This window comes from Planktothrix pseudagardhii (assembly GCF_904830925.1).
In the GTDB taxonomy this organism is placed as follows: domain Bacteria; phylum Cyanobacteriota; class Cyanobacteriia; order Cyanobacteriales; family Microcoleaceae; genus Planktothrix; species Planktothrix tepida.
This window is the reverse complement of sequence record NZ_LR882967.1, coordinates 2,292,594-2,313,772: the sequence shown is the minus strand read 5'-3', so window position 1 is coordinate 2,313,772 and position 21,179 is coordinate 2,292,594. Positions and strand designations below refer to the sequence as shown.

The window sequence follows — 21,179 nt, the reverse complement described above, 5'->3', positions numbered from 1 at the left end:
CCTTCTTATTCAGGTATTTAAGATACAATTAGCCTTAAGGTTTTTCCTTTTTCGTCGCTAACATCATATTGGATTGGTTCACCCCAAACTTATAACCGACTCCAAAATTAAGCGGTTTTATAGAAGAATTAGTTTGATAAACTTTCCTTAAATCCGATTGATAACGAACACTAAATAAGGAAATGGGGGCGGTATAGGTTCCAAAAAAATCTAAATTCCATTGTTTTTCTGCAAAGGATTTAAGCGGTATCCCAGAATCATCTTGTAAAATGGCTTGACTTTGATCCAGAATTAATTCTCGAATTGCTGAAAAAGTGGGTCTGTGCATTAAATAGGATGCGGCTTTAAGATAGGTCACGGGTTGATTAATTTGTTTAACAAATTGGCTGTATTGGGGTGTTTTTTTCAAGCCGTCATCGGAAATATCTGCGGAAAAATAATATAATGTTCGCGGTTGTTTTTCCCCTTTAGGAACAAAATCAATTTTTACCCCTGGAATCATTCCTTTTTCAAACTTTTGAATTTTAGCATCTTGATCTAATCCAATATATTGTAGATCTAAAATTCTATTATTGGTTCTTGCCATAAAGAATACAATTAACGGTAAAACGCCTTGATTCGATAAATCAGATTTCATTTCTTTGGTTTGAAAAAAGCTAAACTGAAGTAAAGAATAAAGAGAGTTTTTAACATCCGCTAACTTTTGATTACGTTGAGTTTCCGATAATTGATTAAAATCAGGAAGAGTTCCAACGGGTTCTAAAGCAGTAAGAACATATTTTTTAGATGTGGGAAAAAATAAATAAGCATATAAAAAATCAGGGCCACTAAAGGGATAAAAAATCTCAGGATTGGATTGATTAATCGTCGCTAATTCTTGTTCTGACCATTGACTGACTTTCGCCAGTTGTTGTTTTTCGAGTTTTGACCAAGCCGAATCAATAAAATTATGATAATTCATCCAAAAATTTGATTTTTCTAAGGAATAAAGTTTGCTTTTGGCATCTACTTTCATTCCAGCCATCAATTTAGCTGTATCGGTTAAATTATCAGCTTTTTTTGGGTCATAACTAGCTAAAGAGTCAACAGGTTTAGGGGGAATTGGTGGTGTTGTTTTCGTTTGACTGACTTCAGGTTGAGGTGTTTCAATATCTTGTTGAGGTTGAGTTTGAGAACAAGATTGCAATCCAGTAACCGTTAAAATAAGGGCTAATAAGGCTTTGATTTTCATAGACTATACTAATTTTTTGTGAACACCGATAAAATAGAAGGGTAAACCTAAGGCTATTGTTCCTAATCCAGCTAAGGATTCTAAAGGTTTATCCTGAAAAATAAATATTAGCATCCAAAGGCTAATTCCTAAAAAAATAATTGGGGTAATAGGATATCCCCAAGTTTGATAAGGACGGGGAGCATCAGGACAGCGCCATCGATAAACAAAAACCCCTAAAACGGTAATCACCGAACACAGGGTTAAGGTAAATCCTAAATAGGTAATTACGGCTTCAAAGCTGGCTGTAATGATTAAAATCATCACAATTGCGAGTTGGAAACAGATCGCATAATAAGGAATTCCATGTTTATTTTTTCGAGATAAAATTTTAAATAAAGGAATATCTTCTCCGATGACTTGGGTAACTCTTGGCCCGGTTAATACCATTGAACTGATAGAAGAAATCAAACCAAACCCAATTAATAATCCCATTAATTTTGCCCCAAAGTTGCCGAAAATTTGTTGGGCTGCAATATAACCAATTTCTAATTGTCCGGCTAATTGGTTTAGGGGTGTGGTATAGAGAAAAATAAAATTCAGAAGTAGATATAGAATTGTCACAATTAATGTGCCAATTAAGAGCGAGCGTGGTAAGTTTTTTTCAGGTTCTTGGAGTTCACTCGCTAAATAAACGGCTGCGTTCCAACCGGAATAGGAATAGGTAACATAGACTAAAGAAATGGCAAAAGAGGAACTTAAAATTATCGAAAAATCATTAATATTGGGTAAAAATTGAATCGGTTGGGGGTTAGCAAAGCTGAATCCACAGAGAATAAAAATCAAGATAAGAATTACTTTTAGAACAGTAAAGCTTTGTTGAAATATACTGCCTATTTTCAAGGTTTGGCTATGAATAAAAGAAACTAATATAACGGCTATTAAAGCGATTAGTGTAGGATAATTAAATATAGGAAATACACTGGATATATACTTACCAAAAGCCATCGCTGTGGCGGCAATGGGAGCGGCAAAACCAACAGTGACAGAAACCCATCCAGAGAGAAACCCCAACAGAGGATGGTAAATTTTAGATAGATAATGATATTCTCCCCCAGAACGAGGCATTGCTGCGCCTAATTCCCCATAACACAAAGCACCTGAAAGGGCAAAAATACCGCCAATTAACCACAAAAACAAAATGGCAAAACCCGATTGAATATCGATGACTTGAAACCCTAAACTGGTAAACACACCCGTTCCAATCATATTAGCAACGACAATACAAATTGCTGTTAATAATGAGATTTTACCCTGGGATGGTGGGACTATATTAGGGAAATCCGAGGTAGAATCAAGAGATGGAGTATCGTTAGATGAAGTCATGAATATTTTTAATGAATTCAGTAGGACTATAGCAGATTTTAATCTAATTTTCTATCCTACATTTTCATAAAATCACGGGTTGTCCCCTTTATTTAAGCTTAAAATTGTTCTCACTTCTTCCAAAACTTGATTTTGTTGTTATGGCATCATTGATTGGTAAATTAGGCATATAAAACTGACATTTAAAGCGTTTTTTAGATTTTATTGCCAATCAAAGATTAAGTTATCTATCTCTAAGTTGATTTTTAATGGTTTTAATCCCATGCTTGTAGAGACGTTTCATGAAACATCCCTACATTAACATTGAATTAATATTAACCCTTTAATTCTAAACACAACTGACGGAAATGTTCTCCTCGATGTTCAAAACTTTGATATTGATCAAAACTAGCACAAGCTGGAGATAATAACACAACTTTTGCTCCTAATTTAGGGGCAATTTCAGAGGCTTTTTGAATAGCTTTTTCCAGGGTTTCAACAATTTCAAAATTAAAGTAATTTTCTGCTTTTAACCGTTGAGAAAATGCCTCGGCTGCATCTCCAATTAATAACACTGAGGCTACTTTTTCTTTAATTCTATAAATCCAAGCCGTATCATCTCCTTTTTTAGCCTCTCCCCCAGCAATTAAAATCACCGGAGAATCAACCGCCGCTAATCCCACTTCTGCTGCATCATAATTGGTGGCTTTACTATCATTAATCCAATCAATTCCTTGCCAAGTCATAATCTGTTCTAAACGATGGGCAACCCCAGGAAAATTAGAAATAGCATGACAAATAGCTTCTGTTTCAATTCCGGCTAATCTAGCTGTAGCAACAGCCATTAATAGATTTTGTTGGTTATGACTTCCCACCATTTTTAAAGCATCGGCTTGAACAATGGGTTCTCCATTTTGCATCACCCAATTATTCTCAATATAAAATCCGAGTTCAGAATTAGCCACTAATTTTTCTTGTCCTAAAACACTTGTCCAACAGGCAGAAAGCCAACGTTGATGAGCCGTTTCTCTTAAATAAGGATCATCCCCATTAATTACTTGTTGTTGGGATTGATATAATAATTTAGCTTTAATATCATAATAGCGTTCTAAGGTGTAATGACGATTCAAATGATCCGGTGTAAACGTTGTCCAAACCGCAATTCTAGGATTTAAAGTGGATGAAGATTCGATTTGATAACTACTCACTTCCGCAATAATCCAATCTAACGGTTGAGCGCTTCCTTCGTATTCTTGTAAGGCTAATTCACAGGCTGCATACCCAATATTTCCACAGGCTGGAGCGTTTAAACCTGCGGCTTGAAATATCGCAGCAGTCAGGGCTGTTGTTGTGGTTTTTCCATTCGTTCCTGTAATACAAACCCAAGGCACATCTCGCAGATTTCGCCAAGCTAATTCCATTTCTCCAATGGTTTCTATGCCTAAATTTCGGGCGGTTTTTAACCCCGGAATATCCCAAGGAACCCCAGGACTAACCACCACTAAATTTAAGGACTCATCCGGTTGAAAATTCTCTCCTAAATTAACTACAATTCCTTCGCTTTCTAATTGTTGTTTTTGGGGTTCTAATTGAGAGGAATTGTTGCGATCGCTTAAACTAACATCCCACCCTTGCAATTTTAACAACCGTGCTGCGGCATTTCCAGATTTTCCTAAACCAATAACATGAGCTTTGAGCATAGACAATGTAATGATACCCTGTATAAATTCGTTGATTGTACTTGATAAAGAGGGCAGGTTTAGATTCACAACCTACCCCTATTTTTAACTTTTGACAATTGCTCCAAAATCAGCTAAAACACGGGCATGATTTCTTAATAATCCCAATAAATTCAAACGATTACGTTGAATATTTGGATCATCATCCATCACTAAAACACTTTCTGGGCCATCAAAAAAGCTGCTAACCGTCGGGGTAATTTCTGCTAATGCTTCTACTAATTGACGATAATTTCGCGTTGTTTGAGACGCTTGGGTTTTGGGAACTAACTGCACTAATGCTTGATAAAATTCCTGTTCAGAAGATTTTTGGAAAAGATCAGGTTTAACCTTTTTGTCCGGTTGCAATTCTAGGGTGCCTAAATCTCCGTGTTTGGCTAACCGAGTGGAACGATTAACGGTTTCATAAATTTGATCTAATGTGCCATCATTACGGATAGTTTGTAGGAATAACGCTCGATCTCGGACATCCAATAAATCCTGTAACGCCCGTTCTTTATATTCGAGATCATTGTCTCCTAAAACCGCATTGACTAAATCATAATCAATGGCTTTTTCATCCTGTAATAAGGTTCTAATCCGTTGCAGGAAAAAATCATCTAATTGATGAGTTAATCCTAGCATGGCATTAGGAAATGTATTGACAAAATCGGCTGAAATTTGTTTCAAAAGTTGATATAAATTCAACGATAAATCTGCCGACCAAATAATATTAATTACTGCATTTGCCGCACGACGTAAGGCAAAAGGATCAGAGGAACCTGTGGGTAACATTCCCAAACCAAAAATACTAACTAAGGTATCAAGTTTGTCCGCTAAACCCAACACTCGACCGACTAAAGTTTGGGGTAAATTATCAGTCGCACTGCGAGGTAAATAATGTTCAAAAATCGCCGTTGCTACCGCTTCCGGTTCTCCCCCTTCACGCGCATATTTTTCTCCCATTACCCCTTGCAATTCGGGGAACTCATACACCATTTGGGTGACTAAATCCGCTTTACATAATAATGCTGCCCGTTGAATTAAATTGCGATCTGATTCATTCACATTCAGTTGATCTGCAATCCAGTTAGCAATTTTACCAATGCGATTAACTTTATCTCGAACTGAACCTAAATTCTCTTGAAATGTCACTGCTTCTAAGGCAGGTAAATAGCTTTCTAAGGGCGTTTTTAAATCCGACTTATAGAAAAATTGACCATCCGCTAACCTCGCCCGAATGACCCGTTCATTTCCGGCTGCAATTAAATCTGATTTAGCGGGATCACCATTAGAAATCGTGATAAAATAGGGTTTTAACAGCAATGAATTTTGAGTTTCTGTTGTTAATACCGGAAAATACCGTTGATGGGTTACCATGACCGTTTTAATGACTTCAGCAGGTAAATTCAAAAATTCCTGATCAAATGTTCCGACAACAGCCGTCGGCCATTCCACTAAATTAACAACTTCTGCTAATAAATCTTCGGGAATTTCTGCCTGTCCTCCCACACTATTCGCTGCTATTTTAACTTCTTTTTGAATCGTCTGAATCCGTTCTTGGGGGTCAACTTCAATAAACCCTTTCCTAATAGATTCAGCATAGGTTTTAGCCTCAGAAATGGTAATCGGTTCTGGATGTAAAACTCGATGTCCTTGGGAAATGCGATCGCTTTTAATTTCTTCGGAACCACTAACTAATGTAACGGGTAAAATCTGGTCATCCAATAACGTAATTAACCAGCGAATCGGACGGGGAAATTTTAAATCTCCATCCCCCCAACGCATAAATCGTTTTCCTTCTAATTTGCTAATCCATTCTAGGGTTAATTTTGCTAAAATATCTGCTGTTAATGGACCCGGAATTTTTTTTAAAACAAAGACAAAATCCCCTTTAGAAGTGGGACGAATCTCTAGATCTTCTAAAGTCACACCCTGTTTTTTAATGAATCCTTCCGCCGCCGGAGTCGGTTTGCCGTCTTTGAAAGCGGTCGATGCTGGGGGGCCTTTAATTTCTTCTTCCCGGTCAGGTTGGTGGCTAGGAAGTCCTTCAATTAATACAGCTAACCGTCGTGGTGTTCCCCAGACATGAACGGACTCAAAGGTTAAAAACTGTTCTTTGAGACTGACGGAAATTTTTTGTTGCCATTGTTGAATGGCGGTTTCCACAAAGGTTGCTGGTAATTCTTCTGTACCCACTTCGAGTAAAAAACTAACCATAGGAAATTTTATAAGGGATGTTGCTAAGAAAATTAAGGTTACAAATAATTACCATAGCAGGTTAGGGGGTCATTACTCAAGGGTTAACCATTTTTTGAGAATTTTTCAATCCCCGTAGAGACGTGTCATGGCGCGTCTCGACAAGACTTTTGAAAATGCTTTTATTCCATAGGTTCGACGCCTAAAGATCGTAATTGTTCGGCTAAACATTCAGCCCGATTTTGAGCTTTTAATGCAGCTTCTTCAGGAGTCGGAATAACATCACCTTCTGGGGTAAAATATCGAAGTTTTTCTTGATAAATTCCCAGACATAATCCTAACACTTCACTTTCCAATAATCCGGTAGCATTCGGAATAATTTCTTCATATTCCTGTCCGACTAATTTAAACCCTGCTAATTCTAAATCATCGGGAGAAAACCAAAAATATTCCTGGGTTCTAAAGCGATCTTGATATAAATTTTTTTTAGTAGTTTTATCGGTTTCTGCCGTTGAGTCGGAAAGCAGTTCAATAATTAAATCGGGATATTTCCCTTCTTCTTCCCAAACCACCCAAGATTTCCTCGGACGTTTATCAGTGTTTCTCACCAAGAAAAAATCCGGCCCTCGAAAGTCTCGATTTCTTAGTTGTTGACGACTAAAATAAATCGTTAAATTTGCCCCGATAAAATAATTTGTTGTGTCTCTCCACAACCAATCTAAGCAAGATACTAATAATGCCAACTGGAGATAATGTAAGGTACTTTCCATTTCTATATATTCACTTTCAACCTGAGTTCCATCGGGCATTAAAGCCTCTAGTTGTTCTGCGGTAATTGACATTCTTACTTCTCCTCATTTGAGGTTGGCTTAATTTATTATATAGCAAGTATAAAGGAATTGTATAAAAGCAGGATTACGATTGTGAGGTTAAATAACTAATAACATCTAGCATTAACCGTTGTGATCGCCTCCTATCTTTTCCTTAAGTTGACACCAATGGGACGTGCCTCGCCCCTACACAGGGATTTGCGTTCATTTCTTAGGATTAATAATCAGCCATGATTATGAGGGTACAATCCATTTAGACTTGCTATAGTTTAAAATTTTTATATTCATTTTAATTTAAGTTAATCTGTTTTAATTCTAAATCTTTTTCAAAAATTTCATCAATGGGTAACATTTGACCATGAGTGGTCATAAATTTATGATCTTTTGTTGCTCGAATAACTGAACCATCTTCTAGGCAATATTCAAAAACTTCTTGTTCTCCTCGATGGTGCCATTGGGCGATAGGTTGAGTATAGATATAACCCTGATTATTAACAGTATAAACGGTGCATTCTATTTTTTCCTTAACAATTTTACCGATGGGCATTAACCCATATTCAACAGTTAAAATTTCTGTATCATAACTCAAACAATATTCAGCGAATTGAAGCATCTGTTCAAACAATTTTTCGGCAATTTCTTGGCGAACTCCATTTTTCGTTGCCCCATCAATAAAGGTTTCCCGTTGCTTCTGCATTTCTTCCGCTTTTTTCTTCCCCATCGCGCGGCGTAATAAGTCCGCTTGACCTAAAGAATAGCCCGCTAAATCTTGAGCTAATTTCATGATTTGTTCTTGAAAGCATAAAATTCCATAGGTTTCTTTTAAAATCGGTTCTAACATCGGGTGATCATAGCAAATTTCATCCCGTCCATGTTTACGATCAATAAATTGGGGAATTAAACCTGCATCTAATGGCCCCGGACGATAGAGGGCTAAAATAGAAGAAATATCATCTAAACAGGAAGGTTTGAGTTTTTTAACAATATCCATCATCCCAGAAGATTCTAACTGAAAAATTCCATCTAAATCCCCTTTTTCTAATAATTTATAAGTTTTCAATACATCTTCGGGTAACTTTTTATGGGTTTTATAAGCATCTTGCGCTCTCTTTTCTACATCAGAAGGTAGTTTTTCAGGATCAATTTTATGCTGATATTTTTCTTCAATATAATCAACGGCTTTTTGAATCATGGTTAAATTTTTTAAACCCAAAAAATCCATTTTTAATAATCCAACCGCTTCTAAATCCTCCATATAATATTGAGTAATGACCGCCCCATCATTATTACGTTGGAGGGGAACAATTTCGTCTAAAGGTTGTTTAGAAATCACCACACCCGCCGCATGAACTCCGAAGGTTTTGTTGGTTCCTTCGATACGAATTGCCATATCTAGCCATTGTTTAACTTTAATACTTCCGACTTCATCGCCTGCATCATTATGAATGGCAACATCTTCATTATCATAAGCTTCTTTGAATTCTGGAGCGGGACTTTGATCGGAAATCATAACTTTTAAACGGGTCGGTTTTCCCCGCGAAACCGGAATTAATTTTGCCATTTGATCCGATTTTTTATAAGAAATTCCTAACACCCTGGCGACATCTTTTAACACGGCTTTAGAGGTCATGCGGTTAAAGGTAATAATTTGAGCCACCTTATCTTCGCCATATTTATCAGTCACATATTTAATCATTTCGTCTCGCCGTTCAATACAGAAATCCGTATCAATATCAGGCATCGATTTTCGTTCAGGATTCAAAAATCGTTCAAATAATAAACCGTGAAAGACCGGATCAATATTGGTAATTTTTAAGGCATAAGCTACTAATGATCCGGCGGCTGAACCTCGTCCTGGCCCTACGGGAATATTGTTATCTCTGGCAAATTTAATATAATCCCAAACGACTAAAAAGTAAGTCGAAAACCCCATCTGTTGCATCATTTTAAGTTCATATTCTAAGCGCTCTTTATAAATAGGTTTAATCTCGCTTCGAGTTTTAGCATTCATCCGTTCTAATAACCCTTTCCAAGTCACTTCTTCTAAGTATGTATCGGCTGTATGATCGGCAGGAATGGGATAGTCAGGAATACGAGGTTCGCCTAAAATACCCTTATAGGGTTCAACTTTATTGGCAACTTCTACGGTATTATTAATCGCTTCTTGAATAATGTCATCGGATAAATGATCTCGAAATAGTTGCGCCATTTCTTCAGCAGATTTTAAATATTCTGTACCGCTATAGCGCATTCGTTTATCTTCATTAATTAACTTCTGGGTATTAATACAAAGTAAGGCATCATGGGCTTCCACATCGTTACAGGAGATAAAATGGGAATCATTTGTAGCCACAATTTTAATATTTAATTCTTGACTAATATTAACAATCTCAACATTAACCATCCGATCTTCTGGAGAGCCATGATCTTGAATTTCCAAATAAAAATCCTCTCCAAATACATCTTTATACCATTGAGCAACTTTTCGCGCCACATCATACCGTCCTTGTAAAATTGCCTGGGGAATTTCTCCGCCTAAACAAGCACTGGTAACAATTAACCCTTCATGATATTGTTCTAATAGCTCTTTATTAATACAGGGACGTGCAAAAATGCCTTTTCCTTGAAATCCTTGCAGGTGTGAAATGGTTGTTAATTTAACTAAATTTTTATACCCTTGGGTATTTTTTGCCAAGACGACTTGATGATATTTTTTCCGTCGAGAATCTTGAATATTAACATCCCCATTAACTACATACATCTCATTGCCAATAATGGGTTTAATATTCTTATTTCGACAAATTTTAATTAACTCAATTGCCCCATACATGACACCATGATCGGTGACAGCGATCGCAGGCATTCCTAACTCTAATGCTCGATCAATTAATTGAGGTAATTGAGATGCACCATCCAGTAAACTATAATCACTATGAATATGTAAACCGACAAAAGACATGGTTGAGTTCCTTTATTAAATTAAACTTAAAAATACTTGAGATAAAATGATTGACTTTCGTAATATTAACACAGTTTGGGCATCCATATTAGTGGAAACCCTCGCTCAATTAGGATTAAAAACAGCCATTCTTTGTCCCGGTTCCCGTTCTACTCCTTTAACCCTTGCTTTTGCTCAACATTCTAGCATAGAAACGATTCCGATTTTAGATGAACGGTCTGCCTGTTTTTTTGCGTTAGGAATTGCAAAAAGATCGGGTTTACCGACGGTTTTAGTGTGTACGTCAGGAACCGCCAGTGCTAATTTTTATCCGGCTATTATCGAAGCAAAAGAAAGCCGAGTACCTTTATTAATTCTAACAGCAGATCGTCCCCCGGAATTACGAGATTGTCATGCAGGTCAAACTATTGATCAAGTTAAATTATATGGGAATTATCCTAACTTTCAAACAGAATTAACGGTTCCGAGTTTAGATTTAGGATTGTTACGTTATTTGCGACAAACCTTAATTTATGCTTGGGAGCGATCGCAACTTCCCATCCCTGGCGTTGTCCATCTGAATATACCTTTTCGTGACCCGTTACATCCCGTTTCTCAAGCGGAAGCCACAGCTTTAAAAAGTGTATTTCCTGATGATTTTTTTACCAAAATTAATCTGATCAAAGCTCCTGTTTTATCGAGTTTTCATGCTTCTGATTATTTTAAACTCTGGTATAATTATTCCCAAGGAATTATTATTGCTGGGGTGGCACAACCTCAAAATTCAGAAGTTTATTGTCAAGCTATCACCCACCTTTCTCAACAGTTAAACTACCCCGTATTAGCCGAAGGATTATCTCCCGTTAGGAATTATTCTAACCTAAATCCCTATTTAATTTCAACCTATGATTTAATCTTAAGAAATTTTACCTTAGCCGAAAAACTTGCGCCTCAAGTTGTGATTCAAATTGGAGATTTACCCACCAGTAAAACCCTGAGAAACTGGTTAGAACAACAACAACCCGATTATTTTATCCTTGACCCTAGCTATCAGAATTTAGATGGGTTGCATGGAAAAACAACCCATTTAAGAATATCAATTGAACAGTTATCAGAACAAATTTATCGCCGGGAAGCTCCAGACACCTTAAATTTGACTGAATCTCAATTCTATTGTCATCTTTGGTGTGAGTTAGAAGCTCAAGCGAGAACTACCATTGATCAACAATTAGAACCTATTAACTTATTAATAGAACCTAAAGTTGCTTGGTTGCTGCCTCAAATTCTACCTCAAAACACCCCCATTTTTATTGCTAATAGTATGCCAGTCCGAGATGTAGAATTCTTTTGGAGTCCTAATTCTTTAAATATTCAACCCTTTTTTAATCGGGGTGCAAATGGGATTGATGGGACTTTATCCACTGCGTTAGGAATAGCCCATCATCAGCAAAGTAGTATTTTATTAACCGGAGATTTAGCTTTACTCCATGACACCAATGGATTTTTAATCAGCAACAAATTCATCGGTCATTTAACGATTATTTTAATTAATAATAATGGCGGTGGGATTTTTGAAATGTTACCCATTTCTCAATTTAATCCTCCCTTTGAAGATTATTTTGCCACCCCTCAAAATATTAATTTTGCTCAATTAGCCACTACTTATAATGTTGAGTATGAACAAATTAAATCTTGGGAACAACTACAACAACGTTTAAATCCGCTTCCCGAAACAGGAATTAGAATCTTAGAAATCCCAACAAATCGCAAAAAAGATGCTCAATGGCGACAACAGTATTTAAGGGAATTAGCAGATAAATTAAAGTTTTAGAAACCCGGTTTCTGAAGTTGCCAAACTCTTCGGCGTTTTTGACCTATTGGAATAGCCGGAAATTCATCAAGAAATACAATTTCAGGCATCTCACAGTGCAGACGTTCAAAAAGTGATTTTAACGATTTCTTAACCTCTTCTTGAATCACATCTTTTTCTCGATTTCTAACTTTCAAAGCAACTTCTATCCGATTAAAACTTAACTGCATGACTTGATAATCTTCAATATCCGCAGAAACCATAATAATTGTCCTCCGAATAAAATCAGGAAAAATTCTTACCCATTCATTTGTAGACTGATGAGGTAGATAAAAAATATCATCCTGTCGTCCTTCAATTCGTTCAATTGCCATTAATATTGATCCACATTGACAGGGTGTTTTACGTTCGACTAAAATATCATTCAGTTTATAACGGATTATCGGTTGCGTTTTGCGTCTAAAATCGGTTATAATCGGCATAAATCGAGATTGATTATCATCTAAATAGTCTTTCTGAATAGCAACAATATCCTCATTGAGATGTAAAGTTCCATAATCACAGGTATAACCTAAAAATCCTTCTGTACATTGATAAACTTGATGAATCATTTGATTAAAAACACCGCTCATATAATCAGCATCTAAAGGATCAAGCACTTCTGCAACAGAAACTATTTTTTTTGGTGATATTTTTAAACAGCCTTGTGCTTGAGATTCCGCTAATAATCTTAATAAAGAAGCAGGTGCAACTAAAAGTGTGGGTTGATAATGATTTAATCGTTGAATATGGTTGGTAATTGGGTCTAATAAATCAAAGAATTGGAACTGCAAATGCCGACTTTTTACCGTTTCATATAATCGACTATTTGCCCTCAGAAAAAATGCAATTTTTTCAGGGTATAAAATAAAATTGGGTAATAATTTAGCTAAAATGGTTCCAGCCCAAATCCATTGTTCCTGAGAACTAACTAAAAATAATCCTCGATTTCCACTGGTTCCCGTTGATAATCCAACGGTATAGCCGTATAAATTAGAGTTAAAATCCCGTGTTTGTTCAGCTTTTAACGCTATTTCAAAGGCTTCTGAGGCTGAAATTCCAACGGTATTAAGTTGATCAAAGTTTTCCATCATTTTTGCTTTATCAATCATCGGAAAATTTTGCCAATCAGAAATTTCTAAACCTTGATAATACTGTTGATAAAAGGGAGATTTTGGCAAAACCTTATTGAAAAACTTCTGAACCTGTTGATTTTGCCAAGTTAATAATTGTTCTCGGCTGTTGAATTGTCTAAAATATTTTGTTTGTAAATAATGTTTAAGAATGGTTAATGTGCGTTTCATTTTAATAATATCCTTGTAGGGTATGTTTTAAGCAGGATGATTATTATTGTATTGAATCAATAGATGGTGCGTGTGCTGCGATGACTAAAGGTTACAATGGCCTGTTGTATTGAATTAATATAGGGTGCGTGCGATGCAGCTTACGCACCCTACATATTACAGATAAAATTCAGTAAATTTACGGTTTATTTTTATGATTTTATCCTCTATTCTGATATTGGGAACTTTGAGCGATCGCTTCTGCTGAACCCTTGATCAATATTTCTACCCGCTTCCATTCTCCACATCACCCCCCCTCTCTGCTGCTTTCCATCTACCTCAAACACAAATTATGACAAATAAACCATCATTTGACCTAGCCAAACAAGGTGATCCGCAAGAGATTGCTAGACTAATCACTTATTTAATGACAGAACAAGAAATTATTGCTTTTGCAGAATTCAAGCAAGATTATCTGGAAATTAGCTTAGAATCTACCCCTGTTTCTCCACAACAAGAATCTGTTGCAGTTGTTGAGAGGATCATGCAAAAATTAAACTGTCCTTATATTAAATCAGTTGTTATTCAAGGTAAAGAACTAGCACTAGAGGAACCGATTTGGACTGAATGTATTAGTTTAGAGCAAAAAACTAAACCCCATCAAAAAAAATCCACCTTCACTTTTTTTCAGGGGTTAAAATGGCCAGTTTGGTTTCCCTATCCCAATTCTTGGTTGAGAACCATTCTGCTAATCGTTTGGATTATCTCTGTTGCTAAAATTACCCTATTTTGGGGAGCATTGATAGGGGGATTAACTTCAGATATTGAAATTGATCCTCGACCATTTTTACAATCATTGGGAATCGCATTTTTAATCTCTGGAGTCATTTATTCCTACGCGCACCACTGGATTTTTAATCGATCATTGCGGTATTTTTCCCCTTGGACACCCCATTATAGAAGTTTATGGGAAGGAATTTATGCTTTAATTGTCTTCTTGTTATCTATACTCATTGTTTTAGGCATTTTAATTCCCTTTTATCCAATTGAGAATTGCTATTCTTACATTATAGACAACTTTCAAGTTCAAGCGTGTCGTTTTCGAGAGCATCAGCAATGGGTAGAATCAGCAGGATTATTACAGATTATTTGCATTTTGTATCTCTATCAAATTGAATATCTGATTCGCCATAATCCTCAATTGAAAAAAAATGTGATTTTAATGGGATGTATTGGTTTAATTGCGGCGGTATCCATTCCTCTGTATTCTAAAAACATAGAAAATATTAAAACGGTACGTTCTTGGGTTGTTTCTTATCTTCCTGAAGGGAGAAAAACTGAAAATATTGTTAATAAAAATAGCGCAACCCAAACTGAGGCTTATTTAAACCGTGATGGAATTGCTCAAGAACAAATTCAACAAGATCAAAGTCGTTTAGAGTCTAATTACCAACCTCTAACTCCATCCTTAAAACCACCAGAAACTTATTTTCAACAAGGGTTAAATGAAGCGAATACCGCAGCGTTATTAACACAAACTTCTAAATCAAAAGATGAATGGGAATTTATAGCTAGTCAATGGGAAAAAGCCATTGAAAATATGAAAGCAGTTTCGACTTCTGATATTAATTATGGGAAAGCACAACAACGGGTTATTCAGTATCAAAAAAATCTGGATTATGCGCGTTTAGCTGCTAGTCGTGCTAAATAGTAAAACGAGCTAGACAACTTCTAGACTCAATGTGCTAAAGTTAAAGTAGATTAGGGCTATTTTTACAGCACAATTTGATTAATATGCTTGAACATATAGAAATTCAAAATTTTAGATGTTTTGAAGATACTAAAATTTTAGGGTTTAAACGAGTGAATTTAATTGGAGGTAAAAATAACGCAGGAAAAACAGCTTTTTTAGAAGCTTTACTGCTGCATAACTTTCCTCGCCCTAAAAGTATAATTGAACTGAAGAAAATTAGGAGAGAATCTTCAGAGATTTCAAAATCAAGACCTGAACGGACTTGGGATAATTTTTTTTTAGATCAAAGCCATCAAGGGCAAATAAAAATTAGTGGTGGAGATTCAGAAAATTTGAAAACGATAGAGCTTTCTATTTCGGATACAATTAACTCTGAAGATCAACAAGATATAAAAAAATTGATTGACTTTATTTCTCAAAATGAATCAGTAACATCACTTAATATTAAAGTCATTCAAAATCAAGAGAAAATATCTGAATCTTCGGTAATTTCAAGCTCTAACGGAATAATTTCAGTGAATGGTTCAGACTCCATTGATATACCCATTATCCCCTCTGGTTTAAGAATGTCGAATCAAGAGTTAGCTGAAGCTTATGATAAAGCTCGTTTAGATGAAAAAGATGGTGAAGTTTTAAAATTATTACAAATTCTTGATTCATCAATTCAAGAAGTCGATAGTTTTTTGATTGGTGAACCTACTTTATATTTAAGAAGCATCAATAAACGTCGTTTACCGATTTCACTTTATGGAGATGCTATTATTCGGGCTACAACTATGATTTTAAAATTAATTAATAATAATCATAAAATTTTATTAATTGATGAAATAGAAAATGGGATACATTATACTAATCAACGAGAATTCTGGAGAACCTTATTTCGGCTATCACAAGCACTAGATACTCAAATTTTTGCCACTACCCACAGTTTAGAAATGATTCAAGCTTTTGGAGATGTAGGCTTAGAAACAGATGAGGAAATGAGTGCTTATTTTGAACTAGCCAGACATCCTAAAACCAACAATATTATAGGGATTAAAAGGGATGTAGAAACTCTAAAATATGCTTTAGAACATGGAAAAGGAGTTAGAGGTGAGTAATCTTTTAATTGTGGAAAGTAAAAATGATAAATTTTTTCTTCAAGCTCTAATTAAAGAGCTAAATTATGAGATTGAGATTGATGCTTCTATTTGTATTGATGACTATGAGTGTTTAGAAGGATTAAGTGAAAAAAGGCTAGTAGCAGCTTTAAAATCCTTGTTAGCTGATATCCAAAAAAGACAAATTAGTAAAATTGGAATAGTAATCGATATTGATCATTATTCTCAGCAAGAGCGTTTGCAATTTATTAATCAATGTTTACGGCAGGTTTTTCCTTTAAATAATGAATTTTCTGAGATATCCCAATTCATAACGGTCAATATTCCTGACTATGATTCTATTAAAATCGCTTGCTATTTTACTAATGTAGAAGGTCAAGGAGAGTTAGAAACTGTTTTAAAACTGATTAAAACCCAAGAATCTCTTTATGCAGATTGTTTAGACAGTTGGCGAACTTGTTTAGAAAGTAATAATAAATCGATTAGTGATAAAGACTATGATAAATTTTGGATTAGTCTTTATCTTAGATTTGATACTTGTTCCCGTCGAGATCGATATCAAGCAGAACGAAAATGCAGCATGACAAATTTTAACTATATTATGGAAAATAAACAAGATATCTGGAATTTTAATCACCCTGTTCTGGATGAGATTAAAGAATTTTTACACCTTTTCGTGGCTGAGAGTTGATCAAAATGTAAAATCGATTATCCTATTAAGAATAGTTTATTCTAACTGCTATGTCTCTCACTGAAGAAATTTTATCTCAAATCCCTGGAAACCCTTTGAACGGTTTACGGAAAGCAGATGAACTATGGACGGGTTTAAAAAATAATAGTCTTCCCCTTCCTAATACCGTTAAAGAGGAATCTCAACGCTTGGAAACAGTGGATTATGATGTTGTTATTGGTGGGGGGACTCTGGGAATTTTAATCGGTACAACCTTAGCGATGAAAGGGTGGCGAGTAGCGGTATTAGAACGTGGAAAATTGCAAGGACGGGAACAAGAATGGAATATTTCTCGCAAGGAATTAGAGGTTTTTATTGACTTAAATTTACTGTCTGAGGTAGAATTAAAAACAGCGATCGCAACAGAATATAACCCAGCCCGTTTAAGCTTTCCGAATAATATTGAGATTTGGGTGAAAGATGTTCTTAATATTGGAGTTGATCCAGTTTATTTATTAGAAACTCTCAAAAATCGGTTTTTAGAAGCCGGAGGAATCTTATTAGAAAATACGGCTTATGAATCGGCTATTATTCATCCTGATGGCGTGGCGGTAAATGTAACCGAAATTCATTCCCCTCGCCTTGCAGGAGAGGGGTTAGGGGAGAGGTCAATCATTCTAAAAACCCGTTTATTAATTGATGCAATGGGTAATTTTTCCCCTTTAGTTCGACAAGCCAGACAAGGACAAAAACCTGATGCAGTTTGTTTAGTGGTGGGAACCTGTGCAACGGGTTATTCTAATAATGAAACGGGAGATATTTTTGCCTCTTTTACTCCTTTACAAAATCAATGTCAATATTTCTGGGAAGCGTTTCCCGCGAGAGACGGAAGAACGACTTATTTATTTACCTATTTAGATGCTGACCCCCAACGATTCAGTTTAGAATCTTTGTTTGAAGATTATTTTAAACTCTTACCTGAATATCAACAGATTGAACTTCATCAATTAACCTTTAAACGAGCGTTATTTGGGTTTTTTCCTTGTTATAAAAATAGCCCGTTAAAAATGCCTTTGAATCGTGTTTTTGCCATTGGAGATAGTAGCGGAAATCAATCTCCGTTAAGTTTTGGAGGCTTTGGGGCGATGGTACGTCATTTACAACGGTTAACGAATGGTATTGATCAAGCGTTAACAACTGATCAATTAAGCCAAAATGCCTTATCTTTATTACAACCCTATCAACCTAGTTTATCCGTTACTTGGTTATTTCAACGGTCGATGAGTGTGGGGGTTAAACAAACCCTTAACCCAGAACAAATTAATCAGTTATTAGCAACGGTATTCCAAGAAATGGAAGAATTGGGAGAACCAATTTTAAAACCCTTTTTGCAAGATGTGGTACAGTTTTTAGCGTTAACTAAAACCTTATCTAAAACGGCGATTAATCATCCCGGTTTGATTTTTAAAATTATTCCACAAGTGGGGTTAACCTCTTTAATTAATTGGACAATTCACTACTGGAATTTAGGGCTTTATACGGGTTTATATCCAGTTGCCAAAACCCTAGAACCTCTGTTCCAAAAATTACCTCCGGCTTCTCAATATTATTATTATCGTTGGTTGGAAGCTTGGCAATATGGGTCAGGACAGGATTATCATCAATCATAATAAAATAGCCCCTAGAAAATAGCGGGGCTGGGGAGGAGTATTTCTGTTATCATTAAAAGTAGAATTTATCAGGTGCATGGGGATGCACCCTACATCTAAAATGGGTTAAATGACTCCCAAACTGGATAATCCTAAAATCACACCCGCCCCTAAAATATGACCAAAACTTGTAGTTGCTAAAACCGCAGGTAAGCCAAACCCACCAAACAGATTAGAAGAGGGTAATTGAGGGCCAGCATTGGGGTGCTGAATTGAGAATTTACCAATGGCGATCGCTACAATATTGGACAAAATCATTACAATCGCGATGGTGGGACTCCAAGCGTGAGTAACGGGAGTGTTAGTAGCGGCGGCTAAAAGCATCATGGAATCATCTCCTAAAGTTTTTTAAACTGTAGCCAATGGAAATTAATCGTTATAGCTAAGATGTTTTACCAAACAAAGGGAATTCATTTTCGTCCTTGTAGCAATACTTAACATTTTCTGATTAAAATTGCTATCCTAGTTTAAAGAAACGGCCCGACTCCGAGAAACCATAGATTCTAATATGACTGAACAGCAAACCCGCATCTGTATCCTTGGCGGAGGCTTTGGTGGACTCTACACCGCCTTACGTTTGAGTCAACTTCCTTGGGAAAAATCCCAGGAACCGGAAATTGTTCTGGTGGATCAGAATGACCATTTTCTATTTTTACCTCTGCTGTATGAACTGCTAACCAATGAACTACAAGCTTGGGAAATTTCCCCGGCGTTTGAAGACCTGTTAAAAGATACAAATGTGCGGTTTTGTCAAGGTATTATCAACGAAATTGACATTGACGATAAACAAGTTAAACTGGAAAACAACACTTCAATTCCTTATGATTATTTAGTATTGGCAATGGGAAGCGAAACGCCTTTAGATTTAGTGGCGGGTGTCAAAGATTATGCGATTCCTTTCCGAACTATAGCGGATGCTTATCGTTTAGAAGAACAGTTGCGACGGCTAGAAACCTCAAATCAAGATAAAATTCGGGTGGCAATTGTTGGCGGAGGTTATAGTGGCGTAGAATTAGCTTGTAAATTGGCTGATCGCTTAGGAACAAAAGCCCGGATTAGAATTATTGAACAATCAGAGGAAATCTTAAAAACCTCTCCTGAATTTAATCGAGAAGCGGCTCAAAATGCGTTATCAGATCGGCAAGTTTGGATTGATTTAGAAACCACTGTAGCCGCAATTGAAGAGAATAATATTTCTCTGGAATATCGAGGTCAAATTGATCAGATTCCGGTTGATATTGTATTGTGGACAGTGGGAACAAAAGTCTCTCCTGTAGTCCGATCACTTCCTTTAAAACAAAACCAACGAGGTCAACTTGTTACAACCTCAACTTTACAAGTGATTGATCATCCTGAAATTTTTGCATTAGGAGATTTAGCAGATTGTAAAGATGCGGACGGTCAAACAATTCCAACGACAGCCCAAGCCGCTTTTCAACAAGCAGATTATACCGGGTGGAATCTTTGGGCTTTATTAACACAAAGACCTTTATTACTCTTCCGTTATACTGGGTTAGGGGAAATGATGACATTAGGAACAGATAACGCCACCTTAACAGGTTTAGGGATTCAATTAGAAGGTCAATTTGCCCATTTAGCCCGACGATTAATTTATTTATATCGTTTCCCGACCTTAGATCATCAGATTCGAGTTGCGGTTAATTGGATCACGCGCCCGTTGCAGGATTTATTAATCTCAATGGATCAAAAAATAGGCACAAGGAAATAGAAATTGAGAAACCGGGTTTTTCTGTTAAAATCTGTTTTGTAGGAACCCGGTTTCTGATTTAACCGTTAAATCATTAGAAAGTTGACCATGATTAACCTGGAACATTCTGCACCCGAAAAACCCCGTGTTATTTTTTTAGATGCTGTTGGTACATTGTTCGGAGTGCGTCATAGTGTGGGGGAAGCGTACCGAATCATTGCTGATCAATTTGGGGTAAAAGCTGAAGCTGAAATTTTAGATAAAGTCTTTTTTCAATGTTTTTTAGCGTCTCCGAGTATGGCGTTTCCAGGAGCAGAACCTAATGAAATTCCAAAACTAGAATTTGAGTGGTGGAAAGCGATCGCTGAACAAACCTTTAAAATTGTTGGACTCTATGATAATTTTACAGACTTTTCTGTATTTTTTCAAGCCTTATACAGTTATTTTGAAACGGAAAAACCTTGGTTTGTTTATGCTGATGTTCCCCCTCAATTAAAATATTGGCAAGAACAAGGAATAGAATTAGGGGTATTATCCAACTTTGATTCCCGATTATATCCCGTTTTAGAAGCCTTAAATTTAGCTGATTTTTTTAAATCTGTGACCATTTCGACAGAAGTAGGAGCCGCAAAACCGAGTTCTGAAATCTTCCAAATTGCTTTAAATAAACATCAATGTTCACCCGAAGAAGCTTGGCATATTGGTGATAGTTTAAAAGCTGATTATCAAGGCGCAAAAGCTCTAGGAATACGCGGAATTTTAGTGCATCGACAGGAACCTCCAAACGGGATTTTAGATGAATATGAAAGTTTAGAACAAATTCCGATATCCTAAAGTAGAGACGAGC

At 36.2% G+C, this 21,179-nt stretch carries 15 protein-coding genes; 7 read left to right on the top strand and 8 right to left on the bottom strand.

What is annotated here, in order from left to right; genetic code table 11:
- Positions 1–34: 34 nt before the first annotated feature.
- From NMK36_RS09730 to NMK36_RS09705, 6 genes are all read right to left on the bottom strand, one after another.
- Positions 35–1,231, bottom strand: a complete 1,197-nt coding sequence (locus NMK36_RS09730) for a hypothetical protein (protein WP_072722211.1) — start codon at positions 1,229–1,231, stop codon at positions 35–37.
- Positions 1,232–1,234: 3 nt separating this feature from the next.
- On the bottom strand, positions 1,235–2,596 hold the full coding sequence (locus tag NMK36_RS09725; protein ID WP_254173629.1) for an APC family permease: 1,362 nt from the start codon (positions 2,594–2,596) through the stop codon (positions 1,235–1,237).
- A 314-nt stretch (positions 2,597–2,910) separates the two neighbouring features.
- Positions 2,911–4,275 carry a UDP-N-acetylmuramoyl-L-alanine--D-glutamate ligase gene (gene murD / locus NMK36_RS09720; protein ID WP_254173628.1) on the bottom strand — a complete coding sequence of 455 codons (1,365 nt, stop codon included), beginning with the start codon at positions 4,273–4,275 and terminating at the stop codon, positions 2,911–2,913.
- Between the two features lie 84 nt (positions 4,276–4,359).
- The gene (gene glyS, locus NMK36_RS09715; protein WP_254173627.1) at positions 4,360–6,513 is read right to left on the bottom strand and encodes a glycine--tRNA ligase subunit beta; all 2,154 of its coding nucleotides are present in this window, start codon (positions 6,511–6,513) and stop codon (positions 4,360–4,362) included.
- Between the two features lie 161 nt (positions 6,514–6,674).
- Positions 6,675–7,334 (bottom strand): Uma2 family endonuclease, encoded by a 660-nt coding sequence (locus NMK36_RS09710; protein WP_072722216.1) that lies wholly within the window; start codon positions 7,332–7,334, stop codon positions 6,675–6,677.
- 277 nt (positions 7,335–7,611) lie between these two features.
- Positions 7,612–10,281 (bottom strand): DNA polymerase III subunit alpha, encoded by a 2,670-nt coding sequence (locus NMK36_RS09705; protein ID WP_254173626.1) that lies wholly within the window; start codon positions 10,279–10,281, stop codon positions 7,612–7,614.
- 46 nt (positions 10,282–10,327) lie between these two features.
- Here NMK36_RS09705 and menD point away from each other — a divergent pair, with 46 nt between their 5' ends.
- On the top strand, positions 10,328–12,091 hold the full coding sequence (gene menD / locus NMK36_RS09700; protein WP_254173625.1) for a 2-succinyl-5-enolpyruvyl-6-hydroxy-3-cyclohexene-1-carboxylic-acid synthase: 1,764 nt from the start codon (positions 10,328–10,330) through the stop codon (positions 12,089–12,091).
- On the opposite strand, the gene NMK36_RS09695 is transcribed toward menD, so the two are convergent.
- A complete protein-coding gene (locus NMK36_RS09695) occupies positions 12,088–13,413 on the bottom strand; it encodes a F390 synthetase-related protein (RefSeq protein WP_072722219.1) in 1,326 nt (441 codons plus the stop codon). The genes menD and NMK36_RS09695 overlap by 4 nt on opposite strands.
- Positions 13,414–13,744: 331 nt before the next feature.
- On the opposite strand from NMK36_RS09695, the gene NMK36_RS09690 reads away from it, so the two are divergent.
- From NMK36_RS09690 to NMK36_RS09675, 4 genes are all read left to right on the top strand, one after another.
- On the top strand, positions 13,745–15,103 hold the full coding sequence (locus tag NMK36_RS09690) for a YfhO family protein (RefSeq protein ID WP_254173624.1): 1,359 nt from the start codon (positions 13,745–13,747) through the stop codon (positions 15,101–15,103).
- An 83-nt stretch (positions 15,104–15,186) separates the two neighbouring features.
- The gene (locus NMK36_RS09685; protein ID WP_072722221.1) at positions 15,187–16,245 is read left to right on the top strand and encodes an AAA family ATPase; all 1,059 of its coding nucleotides are present in this window, start codon (positions 15,187–15,189) and stop codon (positions 16,243–16,245) included.
- Positions 16,238–16,936: a DUF3226 domain-containing protein gene (locus NMK36_RS09680; RefSeq protein WP_254173623.1), complete on the top strand. Its 699-nt coding sequence runs from the start codon at positions 16,238–16,240 to the stop codon at positions 16,934–16,936. The genes NMK36_RS09685 and NMK36_RS09680 overlap by 8 nt, the downstream gene beginning before the upstream one ends.
- 50 nt (positions 16,937–16,986) lie before the next feature.
- Positions 16,987–18,585, top strand: coding sequence for an FAD-binding oxidoreductase (locus NMK36_RS09675; protein WP_254173622.1), 1,599 nt, complete (start codon positions 16,987–16,989; stop codon positions 18,583–18,585).
- Between the two features lie 105 nt (positions 18,586–18,690).
- Here the strand turns inward: NMK36_RS09675 and psaK are convergent, their stop codons facing one another.
- Positions 18,691–18,951, bottom strand: coding sequence for a photosystem I reaction center subunit PsaK (gene psaK, locus NMK36_RS09670; RefSeq protein ID WP_072722223.1), 261 nt, complete (start codon positions 18,949–18,951; stop codon positions 18,691–18,693).
- A 181-nt stretch (positions 18,952–19,132) separates the two neighbouring features.
- Here psaK and NMK36_RS09665 point away from each other — a divergent pair, with 181 nt between their 5' ends.
- A complete protein-coding gene (locus NMK36_RS09665) occupies positions 19,133–20,353 on the top strand; it encodes an NAD(P)/FAD-dependent oxidoreductase (protein WP_254173621.1) in 1,221 nt (406 codons plus the stop codon).
- A gap of 87 nt (positions 20,354–20,440) precedes the next feature.
- Positions 20,441–21,166 carry an HAD-IA family hydrolase gene (locus tag NMK36_RS09660; RefSeq protein ID WP_254173620.1) on the top strand — a complete coding sequence of 242 codons (726 nt, stop codon included), beginning with the start codon at positions 20,441–20,443 and terminating at the stop codon, positions 21,164–21,166.
- Positions 21,167–21,179 lie beyond the last annotated feature (13 nt).

Excerpts from the sequence above, each read along its gene's own strand:
- NMK36_RS09730 (WP_072722211.1), bottom strand. The coding sequence starts at position 1,231 with ATGAAAATCAAAGCCTTATTAGCCCTTATTTTAACGGTTACTGGATTG.
- NMK36_RS09725 (WP_254173629.1), bottom strand. The coding sequence starts at position 2,596 with ATGACTTCATCTAACGATACTCCATCTCTTGATTCTACCTCGGATTTC.
- murD (WP_254173628.1), bottom strand. The coding sequence starts at position 4,275 with ATGCTCAAAGCTCATGTTATTGGTTTAGGAAAATCTGGAAATGCCGCA.
- glyS (WP_254173627.1), bottom strand. The coding sequence starts at position 6,513 with ATGGTTAGTTTTTTACTCGAAGTGGGTACAGAAGAATTACCAGCAACC.
- NMK36_RS09710 (WP_072722216.1), bottom strand. The coding sequence starts at position 7,334 with ATGTCAATTACCGCAGAACAACTAGAGGCTTTAATGCCCGATGGAACT.
- NMK36_RS09705 (WP_254173626.1), bottom strand. The coding sequence starts at position 10,281 with ATGTCTTTTGTCGGTTTACATATTCATAGTGATTATAGTTTACTGGAT.
- menD (WP_254173625.1), top strand. The coding sequence starts at position 10,328 with ATGATTGACTTTCGTAATATTAACACAGTTTGGGCATCCATATTAGTG.
- NMK36_RS09695 (WP_072722219.1), bottom strand. The coding sequence starts at position 13,413 with ATGAAACGCACATTAACCATTCTTAAACATTATTTACAAACAAAATAT.
- NMK36_RS09690 (WP_254173624.1), top strand. The coding sequence starts at position 13,745 with ATGACAAATAAACCATCATTTGACCTAGCCAAACAAGGTGATCCGCAA.
- NMK36_RS09685 (WP_072722221.1), top strand. The coding sequence starts at position 15,187 with ATGCTTGAACATATAGAAATTCAAAATTTTAGATGTTTTGAAGATACT.
- NMK36_RS09675 (WP_254173622.1), top strand. The coding sequence starts at position 16,987 with ATGTCTCTCACTGAAGAAATTTTATCTCAAATCCCTGGAAACCCTTTG.
- psaK (WP_072722223.1), bottom strand. The coding sequence starts at position 18,951 with ATGATGCTTTTAGCCGCCGCTACTAACACTCCCGTTACTCACGCTTGG.
- NMK36_RS09665 (WP_254173621.1), top strand. The coding sequence starts at position 19,133 with ATGACTGAACAGCAAACCCGCATCTGTATCCTTGGCGGAGGCTTTGGT.
- NMK36_RS09660 (WP_254173620.1), top strand. The coding sequence starts at position 20,441 with ATGATTAACCTGGAACATTCTGCACCCGAAAAACCCCGTGTTATTTTT.